This window comes from Isoptericola haloaureus (assembly GCF_036689775.1).
GTDB classification, from domain to species: Bacteria; Actinomycetota; Actinomycetes; order Actinomycetales; family Cellulomonadaceae; genus Isoptericola; species Isoptericola haloaureus.
Window position 1 is genome coordinate 22602 of sequence record NZ_JBAGLP010000119.1, and the last position, 15864, is coordinate 38465.

At 74.2% G+C, this 15864-nt stretch carries 16 protein-coding genes; 8 read left to right on the top strand and 8 right to left on the bottom strand.

Features of this window, described 5'->3' with window-relative positions; genetic code table 11:
* Positions 1–32: 32 nt before the first annotated feature.
* On the top strand, positions 33–1616 hold the full coding sequence (locus tag V5O49_RS15250) for a cation:proton antiporter family protein (RefSeq protein ID WP_332902986.1): 1584 nt from the start codon (positions 33–35) through the stop codon (positions 1614–1616).
* A 176-nt stretch (positions 1617–1792) separates the two neighbouring features.
* Entirely contained in the window at positions 1793–4762 is a 2970-nt protein-coding gene (gene secA, locus V5O49_RS15255) for a preprotein translocase subunit SecA (RefSeq protein WP_332902987.1), read from the top strand.
* A 29-nt stretch (positions 4763–4791) separates the two neighbouring features.
* Here secA and V5O49_RS15260 read toward each other — a convergent pair whose 3' ends face one another.
* Both V5O49_RS15260 and V5O49_RS15265 read right to left on the bottom strand, forming a co-directional pair.
* Positions 4792–5349 (bottom strand): Rv3235 family protein, encoded by a 558-nt coding sequence (locus V5O49_RS15260; protein WP_332902988.1) that lies wholly within the window; start codon positions 5347–5349, stop codon positions 4792–4794.
* 75 nt (positions 5350–5424) lie between these two features.
* Positions 5425–6249, bottom strand: coding sequence for a LysM peptidoglycan-binding domain-containing protein (locus tag V5O49_RS15265; RefSeq protein ID WP_332902989.1), 825 nt, complete (start codon positions 6247–6249; stop codon positions 5425–5427).
* Positions 6250–6390: 141 nt separating this feature from the next.
* On the opposite strand from V5O49_RS15265, the gene V5O49_RS15270 reads away from it, so the two are divergent.
* Positions 6391–6936 carry a hypothetical protein gene (locus V5O49_RS15270; RefSeq protein WP_332902990.1) on the top strand — a complete coding sequence of 182 codons (546 nt, stop codon included), beginning with the start codon at positions 6391–6393 and terminating at the stop codon, positions 6934–6936.
* Here the strand turns inward: V5O49_RS15270 and V5O49_RS15275 are convergent, their stop codons facing one another.
* Positions 6937–7146, bottom strand: a complete 210-nt coding sequence (locus V5O49_RS15275; RefSeq protein WP_332902991.1) for a helix-turn-helix domain-containing protein — start codon at positions 7144–7146, stop codon at positions 6937–6939.
* 198 nt (positions 7147–7344) lie between these two features.
* Between V5O49_RS15275 and V5O49_RS15280 the strand changes: the two genes are divergently transcribed.
* From V5O49_RS15280 to V5O49_RS15290, 3 genes are read left to right on the top strand one after another with little or no spacing between them, the layout of a single operon-like run.
* Positions 7345–7995: a CpaB family protein gene (locus tag V5O49_RS15280; protein ID WP_332902992.1), complete on the top strand. Its 651-nt coding sequence runs from the start codon at positions 7345–7347 to the stop codon at positions 7993–7995.
* Positions 7995–9275, top strand: a complete 1281-nt coding sequence (locus tag V5O49_RS15285) for a CpaE/TadZ family protein (protein ID WP_332902993.1) — start codon at positions 7995–7997, stop codon at positions 9273–9275. The genes V5O49_RS15280 and V5O49_RS15285 overlap by 1 nt, the downstream gene beginning before the upstream one ends.
* Before the next feature lie 35 nt (positions 9276–9310).
* Positions 9311–9808, top strand: coding sequence for a DUF6912 family protein (locus V5O49_RS15290; RefSeq protein ID WP_332902994.1), 498 nt, complete (start codon positions 9311–9313; stop codon positions 9806–9808).
* 134 nt (positions 9809–9942) lie between these two features.
* Here the strand turns inward: V5O49_RS15290 and hisN are convergent, their stop codons facing one another.
* The 4 genes from hisN to V5O49_RS15310 form a co-directional block, all read right to left on the bottom strand.
* Positions 9943–10761, bottom strand: coding sequence for a histidinol-phosphatase (gene hisN, locus V5O49_RS15295; RefSeq protein WP_278235100.1), 819 nt, complete (start codon positions 10759–10761; stop codon positions 9943–9945).
* Between the two features lie 104 nt (positions 10762–10865).
* Complete coding sequence (gene rsgA, locus V5O49_RS15300) at positions 10866–11921, bottom strand: ribosome small subunit-dependent GTPase A (RefSeq protein WP_332902995.1); 1056 nt, start codon at positions 11919–11921, stop codon at positions 10866–10868.
* The gene (gene aroA, locus V5O49_RS15305; RefSeq protein ID WP_332902996.1) at positions 11921–13258 is read right to left on the bottom strand and encodes a 3-phosphoshikimate 1-carboxyvinyltransferase; all 1338 of its coding nucleotides are present in this window, start codon (positions 13256–13258) and stop codon (positions 11921–11923) included. Before aroA ends, rsgA begins: the two co-directional genes overlap by 1 nt.
* Positions 13259–13307: 49 nt before the next feature.
* The gene (locus V5O49_RS15310; RefSeq protein ID WP_332902997.1) at positions 13308–14039 is read right to left on the bottom strand and encodes a DoxX family protein; all 732 of its coding nucleotides are present in this window, start codon (positions 14037–14039) and stop codon (positions 13308–13310) included.
* A gap of 87 nt (positions 14040–14126) precedes the next feature.
* Here V5O49_RS15310 and V5O49_RS15315 point away from each other — a divergent pair, with 87 nt between their 5' ends.
* On the top strand, positions 14127–14501 hold the full coding sequence (locus V5O49_RS15315) for a hypothetical protein (protein ID WP_332902998.1): 375 nt from the start codon (positions 14127–14129) through the stop codon (positions 14499–14501).
* A gap of 38 nt (positions 14502–14539) precedes the next feature.
* Here V5O49_RS15315 and V5O49_RS15320 read toward each other — a convergent pair whose 3' ends face one another.
* On the bottom strand, positions 14540–14686 hold the full coding sequence (locus V5O49_RS15320) for a hypothetical protein (RefSeq protein WP_332902999.1): 147 nt from the start codon (positions 14684–14686) through the stop codon (positions 14540–14542).
* A 217-nt stretch (positions 14687–14903) separates the two neighbouring features.
* Between V5O49_RS15320 and V5O49_RS15325 the strand changes: the two genes are divergently transcribed.
* A complete protein-coding gene (locus tag V5O49_RS15325) occupies positions 14904–15692 on the top strand; it encodes a hypothetical protein (RefSeq protein WP_332903000.1) in 789 nt (262 codons plus the stop codon).
* The last annotated feature ends 172 nt before the right edge of the window (positions 15693–15864 follow it).

The following is a 15864-nucleotide window of genomic DNA, read 5'->3' on the forward strand; positions in this document are numbered from 1 at the left end:
CGTAGGATCGGCGCACGGGGGAGGAGGTGCCCATGGAGACCCTCGCGCTCTATCTCGGCGTGGCGTTCGTCGGCGGTGTGCTGGCCACGCTGGTGCGCCTGCCCCCGTTGGTGGGGTTCCTCGCGGCCGGGTTCGCGCTCGGCGCCGCGGGTGCCCCGGAGCTGCCGGGGCTCGCCACCATCGCCGAGGTCGGCGTGGCGCTGCTGCTGTTCACGATCGGGCTGAAGCTGGACGTGCGCTCCCTGGTCCGGCCCGAGATCTGGCTGACGACGGTGAGCCACATGGTGCTGGCCGTCGCGGTCGGCATCGGGTTCCTCGGCCTGCTCGCGGTGATGGGCATGGCGCTGGTCGCCGGCGACGGGCTCGGCACCCTCGCGCTCATCGCGCTCGCGCTGTCCTTCAGCTCGACGGTGTTCGTGATCAAGGTGCTCGAGGACCGGTCGGACGCGACGAGCCTGTACGGGCGCATCGCCGTCGGCATCCTCATCATCCAGGACATCGTCGCCGTGACCTTCCTCGCGATCGCCGAGGGACGTCCGCCGAGCCTGTGGGCCGTCGCCCTGCTGCTGTTCATCCCCGGGCGGCGCGTGCTGTACGCGATCTGGTCCCGGGTGGGCCACGGCGAGCTGCAGGCGATCTTCGGCGTCGCGGTGGCCCTCGGCCCCGGCTTCTACCTGTTCGAGCACCTCGGCCTGTCCGGGGACGTCGGCGCCCTGGTCATGGGGGCGTTGCTGGCCGCCCACCCGAGCGCCGGCGAGATGTCCCGGTCGCTGATGACGTTCAAGGACGTCATGCTCGTCGCGTTCTTCCTCGAGATCGGCCTGCACGGGACGCCCGAGCCGCAGCACGTCGCGCTGGCTCTCGTGCTGCTGCTGATGCTGCCGCTGCAGGCCGCCGCCTACGCGGTGCTGCTGTGGACGGCCCGGCTGCGCCGTCGGACGGCCTTCCTCACCGGGCTCGCGCTGGGCAACTACTCCGAGTTCGGCATCATCGTGGTCGCGGTCGGGGTCGAGGTCGGCATGGTCGACGACGACTGGCTGATCGTCATCTCCCTGGCCGTCGCGGCGAGCTTCGCGCTCTCGGCGGCGGTCAACCGCCGGGGTGTGGAGATCGCCGCCTGGCTCACCCGGTTCCTGCCGCCCAAGGATCCCTCCCGACTGCACCCGGACGACCGGGTCGTGGACATCGGCGACGTGGACGCCCTGGTCATGGGGCTGGGGCGCGTGGGGTCGACGACGTGCGCCCGGTTGCGCGACGAGTACGGGCTGCGGGTCGTGGGCGTCGAGCACGACGTCAACCGCGTGTCGTCCCTGCAGGGCGACGGCTTCGAGGTGGTGCGCGCGGACGCCACCGACGTCGAGTTCTGGGCGCGGGTCAAACGGGCCGGGCACGTCCGCCTGGCGGTGCTGGCGATGCCGTTCCACAACGCGAACCTCATCGCCCTGTCCCGCCTGCAGGACGCCGGGTTCGAGGGGCAGGTCGCGGCGATCGCCCGGTACGACGACGACGCCGCCGAGCTGCGTCGCCACGGCGCGGACGCGGTGTTCCACATCTACGGGGCGGCCGGCGCCGAGCTCGCCGACCGGGCCGCCGAGGTGCTCTCGACGGGTCGCTGAGCCCGGTCCGGACACCCTCTCGTCGTTCGTCGGTCGCGAACCCGGCCCACCGGGGCCGCGAGAGCGAATAGGATGTCAGACGGTGCGACGGGCGACGAGGGCGACGCCAGCGGGTCCCGTCGGCACCAGCGAACGGGCTCGGGGCCTCCCGGGCACCACCGACACGGGAGTACTGCGTGCCTGCGATCCTCGAGAAGATCCTCCGCATCGGCGAGGGGCGGACCCTCAAGAAGCTGACCGCGCTCGCCGAGCAGGTGAACCAGCTGGAGGACAGCTTCACCGAGCTCAGCGACACCGAGCTGCAGGAGGAGACCCAGCGGTTCAAGGACCGCCTGGAGCACGGCTCCTCCCTGGACGAGCTGCTCCCGGAGGCCTTCGCCACGGTCCGCGAGGCGGCGCGCCGCACGCTGGGCCAGCGTCACTTCGACGTCCAGCTCATCGGCGGTGCCGCCCTGCACCACGGCAACATCGCCGAGATGAAGACCGGTGAGGGCAAGACGCTGGTCGCCACGACCGCCGCCTACCTCAACGCCCTGACCGGCAAGGGCGTGCACGTCATCACCACCAACGACTTCCTCGCGAAGTACCAGGGCGAGCTGATGGGCCGCGTCTACCGGTTCCTCGGGATGGAGACGGGCATCATCGTCTCCGGGCAGACGCCGGACGAGCGTCGCCGCCAGTACGCCGCCGACATCACCTACGGCACGAACAACGAGTTCGGCTTCGACTACCTGCGCGACAACATGGCCTGGTCGCCGGACGACCTGGTCCAGCGCGGGCACCACTTCGCGATCGTCGACGAGGTGGACTCGATCCTCATCGACGAGGCGCGGACCCCGCTGATCATCTCCGGCCCGTCCTCGGGCGACGCCAACCGCTGGTACGTCGAGTTCGCGAAGGTCGTCAAGCGCCTGCACCGCGACACCGACTACGAGGTCGACGAGAAGAAGCGCACCGTCGGCATCCTCGAGCCGGGTATCGAGAAGATCGAGGACTACCTCGGCATCGACAACCTCTACGAGTCGCTGAACACCCCGCTGATCGGGTTCGTCAACAACGCGATCAAGGCGAAGGAGCTGTTCAACCGCGACAAGGACTACGTCGTGCTCAACGGCGAGGTCATGATCGTCGACGAGCACACCGGCCGTATCCTCGCCGGGCGCCGCTACAACGAGGGCATGCACCAGGCCATCGAGGCCAAGGAAGGCGTGCAGATCAAGGCGGAGAACCAGACGCTCGCCACGATCACCCTGCAGAACTACTTCCGCCAGTACGAGAAGGTCGCCGGCATGACCGGTACGGCCGAGACCGAGGCCGCGGAGTTCCAGGGCACCTACAAGCTCGGCGTCGTCCCGATCCCGACGAACCGGCCGATGATCCGCATGGACCAGCCCGACCTCGTCTACAAGGCCGAGGAGGGCAAGTTCAACGCCGTCGTCGACGACATCGTCGAGCGGCACGCCAAGGGTCAGCCGGTCCTGGTGGGCACCACCAGCGTCGAGAAGTCGGAGCTGCTGTCGACGCTGCTCCAGCGCGCCGGCGTCCCCCACAACGTCCTCAACGCCAAGGAGCACGACCGCGAGGCCGCCGTCGTCGCCCAGGCGGGACGCAAGGGCGCCGTCACGGTCGCCACGAACATGGCCGGCCGTGGCACCGACATCATGCTCGGAGGCAACGCCGAGTTCATCGCGGTCGCCGAGATGTCCCAGCGCGGATTCGACTCCACCGAGGACCCGGAGGCCTACGAGGCCGCGTGGCCCGAGGTGCTGGCCAAGGCCGAGGAGTCCGTGGCCTCCGAGCACGAGGAGGTCGTCGACCTGGGCGGGCTGTACGTGCTCGGCACGGAGCGGCACGAGTCCCGCCGGATCGACAACCAGCTCCGCGGCCGCTCCGGCCGACAGGGCGACCCGGGCGAGTCGCGCTTCTACCTGTCCATGCAGGACGACCTCATGCGGCTGTTCAACTCCGGGCTGGCCGAGTCGATGATGGGCCGCGCCGGCTTCCCGGACGACATGCCGCTCGAGTCGAAGATGGTCACGCGCGGTATCCAGAGCGCCCAGTCGCAGGTCGAGTCGCGCAACTTCGAGATCCGCAAGAACGTCCTCAAGTACGACGACGTCCTGGCGCGCCAGCGCACCGTCATCTACGACGAGCGACGTCGGGTGCTCGAGGGCGAGGACCTGCACGAGCAGGTCCAGCACTTCCTCACCGACGTCGTCACCGCCTACGTCGAGGGTGCCGCCGACGACGGCAACGCCGAGGGCTGGGACCTGGACTCGCTGTGGACGGCGCTGAAGTCGGTCTTCCCGGTCTCGATCACGGTCGACGACGTCGTGGACGAGGCCGGCGGCCGGGACCGCCTGACCAAGGAGATGCTCCTCGAGGAGCTGCTCTCCGACGCGCGGGTCGCCTACCAGGCGCGCGAGGACTCCCTCGGGTCCCCGGCGATGCGCCAGCTCGAGCGCCGCGTGGTCCTGTCCGTGCTGGACCGCAAGTGGCGTGAGCACCTCTACGAGATGGACTACCTCAAGGAGGGCATCGGGCTGCGCGCGATGGCCCAGCGCGACCCCCTCATCGAGTACCAGCGCGAGGGCTACCAGCTCTTCCAGGCCATGACCGAGGCCATCAAGGAGGAGTCGGTCGGCTACCTGTTCAACCTGGAGGTCCAGGTCAAGCAGCCGGGCGAGGAGGGTGCCGCGGGCGGTGGTCCGCAGGTCTCCGTGCAGTCGGCGGCGGCGACGGCCGGGTCCTCGGCCGCCCAGGGCATCGCTGCCGGCGCGGCCTCGGTGGCCGGTGCCGACGTCGTCGAGGAGGCCCCGGCCACCGAGGACGAGCCGGTCGAGGCCGAGACGGACACGACCTCGGAGCAGGAGATCCCGGCGGCGTTCGGCGGCTCGGAGGAGCCGACGCTCGTCGCCAAGGGTCTCGAGACGCCGCAGCGGCCGCAGAACCTGCAGTACACGGCCCCCAGCGAGGACGGGTCCACCTCCCGCACCGGGGACACCCGGGCGGCGCGCCGTGCGCTGCACGGCGAGGCGAGCGCGGCCAACGCCGACGGGCGCACGTTCCCCGGCACGCCCCGCAACGCCCAGTGCCCCTGCGGCTCGGGCAAGAAGTACAAGGTCTGCCACGGCGCCAACGAGTGAGCGGACGCCCCCGGGGGACCGGGGCGTCCTCACCCGAGCTCGAGCACGGCGACCCGCCAGGTGCCCCGGTGCACCTCGAGCCGGGCCGCCGCGGCGCGCACGCGTCCGGAGTCCTCGAGCACGACCGTGGCCTCCGCCGTCCCGGCGCCGAGCCGCACCATGCGCACCCGCCGCACGGCGACGGGCCGCGTCGTCGCTGCCGCCGCCGGGCGTGACCGCAGCAGGCGGGCACGCTGCGTCAGCTGGTCGTACACCTGCGGCGTGACCCAGCGCGCCACCTGAGCCACGGGCCGTTCGCCCCGCAGCACCTCCACGGCTGCGCGCACCACCGAGCAGCACAGGGCGGTCGGGTCCGCGGGGTGCGGGGCGGCCGACCCCTCCGTCGGGGCGAGCGGGCGCCCGGGGACCGGAGCCGGCGGGGCGGAGTCCGCTCCGACCCGCACCCGGCGCGACGGCGGACGCTGCGTCGGCGCCTGGGGCGGGCGCGCGGGCGGCCGGCCGCCGGGAGGCGCCGAGACGCGGAGCCGGCGCGGCCGGGAGCTCCGCGGCGGGTCCTGACGGGGCGGTGCGGTGGGCGTGACGGTCATGACGGCTCCCTCGGGGTTCGTGACGAAAGGACGGCGGTCGGTGGTCGGCGGTGCGGGGCTCAACGGATGCGGGGCTCAGGGGGCCCGCAGGACCTGGCCCGGCAGGATCGCGTCGGGGTCGGCGCCGATGACGTCGCGGTTGGCCTCGTGCCACCGGGTCGTCGCGGCGAGGACCTCCGCGTCCGTGGCGGACGCCGGCAGCCCGCGGGCCGCGATCTCCCACAGGCTGTCCCCGCGGTGGACCACCACCTCGGCCGCGTCGGGGCCGGTCGTCGCCCGTGACGCGGGAGCGGCGTCGGAGGACGTGGTCGCCGCCACGGAGGCCTCTTCGGCCGTGGCGCCGGACGTGCCGCCGACCTGCGGGTCCGGCACCGAGGGTGCGCGCGGCTCCAGGGCGATCGGGTGGGCCGAGACGTCCTCCGGCACGTCGCTCCGGTCGGGTGCGACGTCGGCCGTCGACCGCCAGCCCACGTCGAGGACGGTCGCGGGGGTGTCGACGGGCTCGTCGGCCAGCGCGGCGGTCGGGGCGAGTGCCAGGCCTGCGCCGACGCCGAGCCCGACGGCACCGCGGGCCAGCCGGCGGACCACGCGGGGGGTCCACCGGCCGAGCGCGGTGTCCACCGCCCGGGCGCGGTGCCGCGGTGCGACGGCGACGCACGCCAGTGCGACGAGGGCGCCGAGCGTCAGCCACGCGGTCGCGGCCGCGCCGACGGTCAGCACGGTGATCTCCACCCACCGGTCGATCCCGGTGCGGGTGGCGGTCCCGCCGTCGCGCGGGACGATCGCCCCGAGGCGCAGCCCCAGCAGCACCAGGACGACGGCGCCGCCGACGGCGCACGCCACGAGCCCGGCCAGCGACCGCCCGGCGCCCGTCGGTCCCGCGACGTCGGCTCTTCTCATGGTTGTCATCTGATCCACTCTGATCATGTCCGTTGATAGCGTTTGATGCGCTGTGATGTCGGATATCCCAGCAGAGTTCGGCGTTCCTGTCCAGAGCGGGCATGCTGGTCCGGTCCACCCGCCGTCGGGAAGGGGATGTCGATGACGCCGTCGGACGCCTCGCGCTGGGCGCTGCTGTTCGCCGACCTGGAGGCCCAGCTCGCGGCCGAGGAGGCCGCCGAGCGCGAGGGTGCCGTCGCCGAGCTCACGCGCGCGGAGCAGGCCTCGGTCGGGCTGACCGACCGGCTGCGCGCCGCGGACGGTCTGCTCCGGGTCGAGCTGCGGGACGGGGAGGTGCTCGAGGGGGGAGTAGCGCACGTCGCCGACACGTGGCTGCAGCTCGACGCGCGGGGTGCCCGGGGCCGGGTGCAGCACGTCGTGCCCCTGGCCGCGGTGGCGGGGCTGGTCGGGCTCGGGCCGCACGCGCGGCCCTCGGCGGCGCGCACCGACCGGCTGGGGCTGGGGACGGCGTTGCGAGGGCTGCAGCGGGACCGTGCTCGCGTGCGGGTGCGGACCGCGTCCGGTCAGGTCGTGGGCCGCATCGCGCGGGTGGGTGCCGACCACCTGGACGTCGCGGAGGTCGACCGGGCCCGGCCCGTGACCCGGGTCGTGCCGTTCGCCGCGCTGCTGCGGGTCAGCGAGGCGTGATCACATCTCGCCGGAGGCGATGCGCTCACGGGTGCGCGCGTACTGCCGCTCGATGTACTCCTCGAGCTGGGCGGCCTCGACGCGCCAGACCTTCTTGGGACCCACCTGGATCGCAGGGAGCTCCCCGGTGCGGACCAGCGAGTAGGCCTGGGTGGCGGAGATGCTGAGCATCTCCTGGACCTCGGCGAGGGAGAGGAAGCGACCGGCCATGGCCCCATCCTGACACAGTCGTGCTGCTTCATCGTGGTTGTCCACAGGGGGTCGCGGATGGTGGCGGGGGCACCCGGTCGTCCCGGATGATGGGAGACGACTGCATCGTCGCTGGTCCCGGCGCTAGAGTGGCGGCGAACCGACGGCCCCCGCCCGCCGGACGCGACGATGCGCCCGGCCGAACCGAAGGACCGCTCCGTGAACGACGACGCCCTGCCGACCCCTGTCGCACCCCGCCTGCGCCGGCCCACCTGGCGAGATCCCCGGCTCGTCGTCGGGCTCGTCCTCGTGGCCGGTGCGGTCGCTCTCGGGTCCTGGGTCGTCGCGGACGCGGACCGCACCGTGCCCGTCTACGCCGCGGCCGGCACCCTGACACCCGGCGAACCCGTGGCGGCGGACAGCCTGCGGGTCGTCGACGTCAACCTCGGCACCGAGACCGCCCGGTACCTGCGTGCGGACGCCGGTCCGCCCACCGACCAGGTCGCCCTGCGCGTCGTCGAGGACGGCGAGCTCGTGGCCGCGGCGGCCCTCGGCCCGGCCGACGGCGTCGACGTCCGGGCGGTGGCCGTGCCGATCTCCGCCGGGCTGTCCGAGCGCATCCGCGCGGGCGCCGTCGTCGACCTCTGGTTCGTGCCCGAGGCGCGACCTGGGGCGAAGGGCGACGCGCCCGAGCCCGTGCCGCTCGTCGCCGACGTCGTCGTCGAGCAGGTCGACGTCTCGGACAGCGGCCTGGTCGTGGCCGACGGCGGCACCGTGCACGTCCTGGTCGGCACGGAGGACCTGCCGTCGGTCCTGGCCGCGCTGGGCGCCGACGGGTCGATCGCCGTCGTCCCCGTGGCGGGTGCCTGATGGCCGCACCCGTCACCGTGCTGTGCGCCGTCGACGGCCCGGAGGAGCCCGACGTCGTCGTCGCGCTCGGCGCCCCGGGGTCGGGCGCCACCGTGACCCGGCGGTGCGGTGACGTGGCCGAGCTGCTCGCCGCCGCGGCCGCCGGAGCAGGCACCGTCGCCGTCGTGACGGCCGACCTCGTCGGGCTCGACCGGGAGGCCGTCGGACGGCTGCACGCCGCCGGGACCCGGGTCGTGGCCCTGACCCACGCCGGCGGCGCGGAGCGGGCGGAGGCGCTGGGCGTCGACGCCGTGCTCACCGGGCCGGGCGACCCCGGGTTCCTCGACGCCGTGCGGGACACCGCCCCGATCGACGACCCGCTGGCCACCGGCGAGCTCGACCTCGCCGACCTCGAGCACGACGGCGCGCCCCCGGGGCGACGCGGTGAGGTGGTCGCGGTGTGGGGGCCGGTCGGGGCGCCGGGGCGGTCCACCACCGCGGTGGAGCTCGCGGCCGAGCTCGCCGGGATCGGTGCCGCTCCGCGGCGTCGGGGGCGACGTCGGGCCTCGTCCGAGCGTCCGCCGGGAGAGACCACGCTCCTCGTCGACGCCGACACCTACGGCTCGTGCCTCGCGGCCCGGCTCGGCCTGCTCGACGACGCCCCGGGGCTGGCGGCCGCGGCCCGCGCGGCGTCGCAGGGCAGCCTGGACCTCGCCACGCTCGCCCGTCACACCCCGGTCGTGGCAGGTCGCCTGCGGGTGCTGACGGGGATCACCCGGGCGTCCCGGTGGCCCGAGCTGCCGGCCAGCGCCGTCGAGGTCGTCCTGGAGCGCGCCCGCGACCTGGCGCGCTGGACGGTGGTCGACTGCGGGCCGCTGGTCGAGGCCGACGAGCTGCTCATGTACGACACGCACGCGCCGCAGCGCAACGGCGCGACCCTGGCCGCCCTGCAGGCCGCCGACGTCGTGGTGGTCGTGGGCGCCGCCGACCCCATCGGCATCCAGCGGCTGGTGCGGGCGCTGGAGGACCTGGGCGAGGCGCCGGTCCCGGTGGCCGGCCGGCGGGTCGTCGTCGCCAACCGGGTGCGGTCGACGGCGGTCGGGCCGGACCCCGCCGCAGCGGTCGCCGCCGCGCTGGCCCGCTACGGCGGGGTGACGGACGTGCACCCCGTGCCCGACGACGCCGCCGCGTGCGACGCCGCCGTGCTCGCCGGTCGGAGCCTGGCCGAGCATGCGCCGTCCTCGTCCGCCCGGGACGGCTTCGCCGCCCTGGCCGGCCACGTGCGCGAGCTGGTGGCCTGAAGGCCCCGCAAGGCCTGGTCGGGCAGACTGTCCCCATGCGCATCTACGTGCCCGCCACTCTGGACGAGCTCGACACCGCCGTGGTCGGGCGGGTGACCCGCTGGCCCGTCGGCCCGCGGGGCGCGCACGCCGTGACCGGAGCGCTCGCGGCCGAGCTCGCCGACGCCGACGACGAGGGGCGCGAGTACGCGGCCTTCCTCGCGGCAGCCGACGACTCGCTGTCGCTGATCGCGGCCCGGCCGGGTGCGGCGCCCGTGCGCGTGGTCGTGTCGGCGGACGTCGAGGACGACGTCGTCGCGGACGGTGCAGCGGGCGGTGCGACGTCGGCGGTGCAGGTGCTGCGCGACCTCCCCGACGTGCCCCTGGCCGCCGTGCACGTCGACGAACCGGCCGCCGCCGAGGACGTCCGGGCGGTCCTGGCGGCCGTCGACGCCGACGACGACGAGGCGCTCGCGGACGCCGTCCAGCGTGTCACCGACCGGGACCTGCTCTGGTACGACCCGAGCGAGGTCCACCAGATCCCGCGCCCCTGACCCTCGTCGCTCCCGTAATGCTGTGCCCCCGCATCGCTGCGCCCCCTCAATCGTTGTGGGCGTGAAATCTGCAGGTCGTCGGCATCGACGGCTTGCAGATTTCACGCCCACAACGACGGGGGAGTGGCGGGGAGTCAGCCGAGGTAGACCATCGCCTTGTCGTGCAGGAGCCCGTTGGTGGCCACGGCGTTGCCGCCCCACGGGCCGTCCTCGCCGTCGAGCGAGGTGAAGCGGCCGCCGGCCTCGACGACGATCGGCACGAGGGCCGCCATGTCGTACAGCTCGAGCTCGGGTTCGGCGGCGATGTCGGCGGCGCCCTCGGCCACCAGCATGTACGACCAGAAGTCGCCGTAGCCGCGGGTGCGCCAGCACTCGCGGGTCAGGTCGAGGAACCCGTTGAGCTTGTCGCGCTCCTCCCAGCCGTCCAGGGACGAGTAGGCGAACGAGGCGTCGCCCAGGGACGACACCCCGGAGACGTGCATCCGGGTGGCGGCGGCGATGGACTTGCCGGTCCAGGCGCCGGAGCCCTTGGCGGCCCACCACCGGCGGCCGAGCGCCGGGGCCGAGACGAGGCCCATGACGACCTCGTCGCCGTCGGCCAGCGCGATGAGCGTCGCCCACACGGGCACGCCGCGCACGAAGTTCTTCGTGCCGTCGATGGGGTCGATGATCCAGCGGCGCGACCCGCTGCCGGCCTCGCCGAACTCCTCGCCGACGATGGCGTCACGCGTGCGGGCACGGGCGAGCTGGGCGCGGATGAACTCCTCCGCGCCGCGGTCGGCGTCGGAGACCGGCGTCTGGTCCGGCTTGGTCTCGACGTGGAGGTCGACCGCACGGAACCGGGACATCGTCATCGAGTCGACCTGGTCGGCGATCACGTGGGCCAGGCGCAGGTCGTCCTCGTACGTGCGCCCGTGCCCCTGTGGGCTGGGAGTCTGCTGAAAGGTGGCCACCCTCACACGCTAGCGGTTCGCGACGTCGACGGGGCGCGCCGCGACGCCAGGCGAGACGCGCGTGTCGTCGGTCCGAGGGGATGCGCCCTCGGCCGGGGTGCTCCCTAGCCGGCGTCGGTCCGCGAGGCCAGCAGCCGTCGGAACGAGGCCAGCCGCGCCGCGCGTGCCGCGCGGGCGTCGTCGTCCGCGGCGGCCTCGACCCACTCGTCCAGCGCGCAGTCGGGGGCGTCGGCGAGGTGCCTGCACCCGCGCGGGCACTCCTCGGCCGCGGCGTCCAGGTCCTCGAAGGCACGCAGCAGGTGCTCGGGCTCCACGTGGGCCAGCCCGAAGGAGCGCACGCCGGGGGTGTCGATGACCCAGCCGTCGTGCCCGTCGTCGTCCACCGAGGAGCCCGGCCCGCTCGGCAGCCGCAGCGCCACGGCCGACGTCGAGGTGTGCCGGCCGCGTCCGGTGACGTCGTTGACGACGCCGGTCGCCCGCAGGGCGTCGGGCACCAGGGCGTTGATGAGCGTCGACTTGCCGACGCCGGAATGACCCACCAGCACCGACGTCCGCCCCAGCAGGCGCTCGCGGACCGTCTCGACGGAGTCCTCGTCGTCCCGCCGCGTCACCACGACGTCCACGCCGATCGGCTCGTACAGGTCGCGCAGCTCGTCGGGGGAGGCGAGGTCGGCCTTGGTCAGGCACAGCAGCACGTCCATGCCGGCGTCGTAGGCGGCCACGACGCAGCGGTCGATCATGCCGGTGCGCGGCTCGGGCTGGGCGAGTGCCGTGACGACGACGAGCTGGTCGGCGTTGGCCACCACGATCCGCTCGTACGGGTCGGTGTCGTCGGCGGTGCGCCGCAGCGTCGAGGTGCGGTCGGTGACCCGCACGATCCGGGCCAGCGTGCCCTCGTGGCCGGACGTGTCACCGACGACGTCGACGCGGTCGCCGACCACGGTGCGGGTCCGCCCGAGCTCGCGGGCCTTCATGGCGAGGATCTCGCGCTCGTCCGGACCGCCGTCGTCGACCACGAGGGTGTACCGGCCGCGGTCGATGCCGGTGACGAGCGCCGGGACGGCGTCGGCGTGCTCGGGCCGCTGCTTGGAGCGCGGGCGCGACCCGTGCTTGGAGGGACGCGCGAACCGTTCGTGCTCGTCGCGGACCCGGCGGGCCATCAGTCCTGGTCCTCCGTGCCTCGGCCGAGCATGCGTGCCCAGATCCCGTCGAACCCGGGCAGGGTCTTGGCGGTGGTGGCCACGTTCTCGACCTGTACGTCCGGGACCCGCAGGCCGAGCAGTGCCGCCGAGGTGGCCATGCGGTGGTCGGCGTAGGTGCGGAACACCCCGCCGTGCAGCGGGCGCGGGGTGATGACCAGCCCGTCGCGGGTCTCCTCGCACCGGCCCCCGAGCCGCGTGATCTCAGCGGCGAGCGCCGCCAGCCGGTCCGTCTCGTGGCCGCGCAGGTGCGCGATGCCGCGCAGGCGGGTGGGGGAGTCGGCCAGGGCCGCGAGCACGGCGAAGGTCGGCGCGAGCTCGCCGCCGGCCCGCAGGTCGACGTCGATGCCGTGGATCTCGCCGGTGCCGCGCACCGAGAGCACGCCGTCGTCCAGCGAGGCCGTGCCGCCCATCCGCTCCAGCAGCTCGGGGACCATGGCACCCGGCTGGGTGGTCGACGTCGGCCAGCCCGGCACCCGCACGGTGCCGCCGGCGACCAGGGCGGCGGCCAGGAACGGCGCCGCGTTGGACAGGTCCGGCTCCACGCGCAGGTCGCGGGCGGCGATCGGGCCGGGGGTGACCTGCCAGATGCCGTCGCGGGAGTCGTCGACGGCGACGCCGACCTCGCGCAGCGCGGCCACCGTCATCTCGATGTGCGGCAGGCTCGGCAGCGTCGTGCCGATGTGCCGCAGCGTCAGCGGACGGTCGAACCGGGGGGCGGCCAGCAGCAGCGCGGAGACGAACTGCGAGGAGCCCGAGGCGTCGATGTCCACCGACCCCCCGGCGACGTGCCCGCGGCCGTGCACGGTGAAGGGCAGGTGCGACGGCACCGTGGCGCCGGCTTCGTCGCCCTCACCCGTGACGCGGACGCCGAGGCCGTGCAGCCCCGCGAGGACCGGCTGCATCGGGCGCACCCGTGCCTCCGGGTCGCCGTCGAACCGGACGTCGCCGTCGGCCAGCGCGGCCACGGGCGGCAGGAACCGCATGACGGTGCCGGCCAGCCCGCAGTCGATGCTCGTGCTCCCGGTGACGGGACCGGGCGTCACGTGCAGGGTGCTGGGCGCCTCGCCCTCGGTGACGGTGGCTCCGAGGGAGCGCAGCGCGGCGATCATGAGGTCGGCGTCGCGCGAGCGCAGCGCGCCGCGCAGCGTCCCGGGGCCGTCGGCCAGGGCGGCGAGGACGAGCGCCCGGTTGGTCAGCGACTTGCTGCCCGGGACCTCGACCGTGGCCTCCAGGGGGCCGTCGGCGACGGGGGCGTCCCACAGGGGCAGATCGGTCGAGGCAGGCGCAGACGTCATGCCCCGAGACTAGTTGACCGCGTCCGACGACGGCGGCCCCGTCCGGACGTCAGGACACCTTCGCGGCAGCCTTCGCCGCGGCCTTCTCGGCGGACGCCCGGGCGCTCTTCGCGGTGGCCCTGGCGCTCTTGGCGCTCGCCTTCGCGTTCTTGGCGGTCGACCGCAGCTCGCGCTCGACCTGCTGCGTCGCGTGCCGGGCCGACGCCGAGGCGGACCTGCCGGCGTAGGTGGCGGACCGCTTGGCGTTCGCCACGGCGTGCTTGCCGGACCGCTCCAGGTTCTCGACGGCGTGCTTGCCCGACGTCGACGCGCTCTCGACCGCGTGGTGGGCCGACTTCGAGGCGGAGGCCCGCTTCTGGGCGATGCGGTAGGAGACGCCGGGGCGTCCCTCGAGGTCGATGCCGGCGATGACGGCGGCGCCGATCGCGCCGAGGTTCTTGACGAACTTGTCGGTCCGCTCGCGCCGCTCGTCGCCCTTGCTGGTGAAGGGCTGGTTGACCACGGCCAGCGGCGCGGTGAGCGCAGCGAGCGCGAGGGCGGAGGACCGCGGTGTGCGCCCGACGGCGAGCAGCAGGCCGGCCAGCGCCGTCGCGCCGCCGTGCGCGCGCACGAGCAGGGAGACCTGGGTGTCGTCGAGAGGTTCGACGCCGAGCGCCTCCGTGACGGTGTCGGCGCCGCGGCGGGCGGCCTCGGTGTGCTCGGCCGGTCGCAGGGCGGTGGAGACGCCGTCGTAGACGAACGGGACGGCCAGCAGGGGGCGGGCGAGACGTCGGAGCAGCATAGGCCCACTGTGGCAGAGCGGCTGCAGACATGCCTACCGATACACGCTGGTTGACGGCGTGAGCAGGGGTGCGGTCGGATGTCTGTCGTGCCCTCGACCCTCCGGCGCGCCGCTGCGCCCGCCGCCCTGCTCGCCGCAGCCGGGGTGCTGTCGGGCTGCGGGGGCGTGGGCCTGGCCCCGGAGGAGCCGTCGGACGTGCGGGGCGTGGTGGCCGACGGCGGCGCGCTCGACGACGACGACGCCCGCGCGGGCCAGCCGGTCCTGGTGCGGGCGTCGGACCCCTACTACGAGGGGATGGCGCTGCTCACCGACGGCACGGAGGTGCTGGACGTCGACGGCTCCGCAGCGGACGTGGCCGTGCTCGTCGCCGGGGCGATGGTCGAGGTGTGGGTCGACGAGGTCTGCCAGGAGTCGGACCCCGTGCAGTGCGGCGTCGAGGTCGTGCAGCTCCTCGAGCCGTAGCCGCGCTGCCCGCTGCCCGCCGCCTCCCGGAGCGGCCCTCAGCGCGGCTCGGCGCCCTCCCACCACTCGAGGTGGGACCGGGGCGGACGGCGGCTCCCGAGCCCGTCGCGCCGGACGGTCCGTGCGAGCGCCGTCATCCAGACGCCGGCGATCAGCAGGGTGAGCAGCAGCAGGATCATCGTCATGGCAGTAATGATGCGGTCATCGACATTCCGTCACGAGTGGCGGTATCGACATCACCCGTCGATGTTCTGCCATCGAGCCGCCCGGCGCCGCGGGGCGTTGACAGCCGATGGTCCGTGCGGTGCCATGACCCGCGTGGAAGCAGGCCTCGTGGCGAGTGCGCCGGTCCGTCCGTGGAGGCGGGGTGTCGAGACCTGTGCGTGGGGGATGTCGAGCTACGTGCTTCTCGCCACCGTGGTGGCCGCGGCGGTCCGGGGGATCGCCGGTGCCGCGGCGCCCTCGGTCGGTGAACAGGTCCTCACGGTGCTGATCTGGGTCGGGATGCCGCTGCTGCTGGCCGGCGTCCCCGGAGCCGCGCTGATCGTCGCGCTCGTGTGGCACCGTCCGCGATGGGTTCGTCTGACGGCGTTCGCCGTGGCGGGTGTCGCGTTCGGGCTGCTCGTCCGGGGGCGAGGGCTGAGCGTGTACGCGTTGTTCGACAGCCGGTCGTACCGGCTCGTCGGCTGGCTCGACCTCGGGATCGCGGTCACCGCCGCCGCAGCCTGCGCCGTCACCGGGTGTGCCGTCGTCTGGTGGCGCGTGGCGCGGAACGTCGGAGCCGGCTCGACCAGCGGGGGCGAGCAGGTTCGCCGTGCGACGGGAGCGCTCGAGGAGGGCCCCGGGTCGCCCGGTGCCCGGGCGACCCGTCGCGCGACCGGTGAGGCGGCGTGGGCCGGGCCGTTGGCCTGGCTCGTGGGCGCCGTCGGCATCGTGATGATCCCCGCCTACCTGGCCTTCGCGGCGATGATCACCGCAGCGCCGCTCTTCGGCGTACCGGGCGATCTCGAGGCTGCCGCCGGCTACCTGTGGCGCGGGGCTGCCGTGGCCGGGGCGGCGACGGCGATCGTCGTCGTGGTGGCCTCGGTCGCGGGCCGTCGGGGGACCGACGTGCGTGGGAGGGTGGCCCTGGTCGCCGTCGGTGCGGTCGTCACCTTCGTGCTGGTCGGCGCGGCGGCCTCGTCGGTGTGATCCGGAGTGCTGCCGAGAGCGGCAGCATCTGGGCGACGCTCCTATGGTTCGTCAAGGGGTGGTGGGTCCGGCTTCGAGTAGTCGGTAGAGGTCGCGGGCGATGTAGCGCTTGAGGCAGCGTCGGATCTCCCGGGGGGTCTTGCCTTCGGAGGTCCGGCGCTGGGCGTACTGG

Coding starts and splice junctions, on each gene's coding strand:
- rsgA (WP_332902995.1), bottom strand. CDS start 11,921: ATGGCCCGCCGGGTCCGCGACGAGCACGAACGGTTCGCGCGTCCCTCC.
- V5O49_RS15290 (WP_332902994.1), top strand. CDS start 9,311: ATGCGCATCTACGTGCCCGCCACTCTGGACGAGCTCGACACCGCCGTG.
- V5O49_RS15310 (WP_332902997.1), bottom strand. CDS start 14,039: ATGCTGCTCCGACGTCTCGCCCGCCCCCTGCTGGCCGTCCCGTTCGTC.
- V5O49_RS15260 (WP_332902988.1), bottom strand. CDS start 5,349: ATGACCGTCACGCCCACCGCACCGCCCCGTCAGGACCCGCCGCGGAGC.
- V5O49_RS15265 (WP_332902989.1), bottom strand. CDS start 6,249: ATGAGAAGAGCCGACGTCGCGGGACCGACGGGCGCCGGGCGGTCGCTG.
- V5O49_RS15285 (WP_332902993.1), top strand. CDS start 7,995: ATGGCCGCACCCGTCACCGTGCTGTGCGCCGTCGACGGCCCGGAGGAG.
- V5O49_RS15270 (WP_332902990.1), top strand. CDS start 6,391: ATGACGCCGTCGGACGCCTCGCGCTGGGCGCTGCTGTTCGCCGACCTG.
- aroA (WP_332902996.1), bottom strand. CDS start 13,258: ATGACGTCTGCGCCTGCCTCGACCGATCTGCCCCTGTGGGACGCCCCC.
- V5O49_RS15320 (WP_332902999.1), bottom strand. CDS start 14,686: ATGACGATGATCCTGCTGCTGCTCACCCTGCTGATCGCCGGCGTCTGG.
- V5O49_RS15275 (WP_332902991.1), bottom strand. CDS start 7,146: ATGGCCGGTCGCTTCCTCTCCCTCGCCGAGGTCCAGGAGATGCTCAGC.
- V5O49_RS15250 (WP_332902986.1), top strand. CDS start 33: ATGGAGACCCTCGCGCTCTATCTCGGCGTGGCGTTCGTCGGCGGTGTG.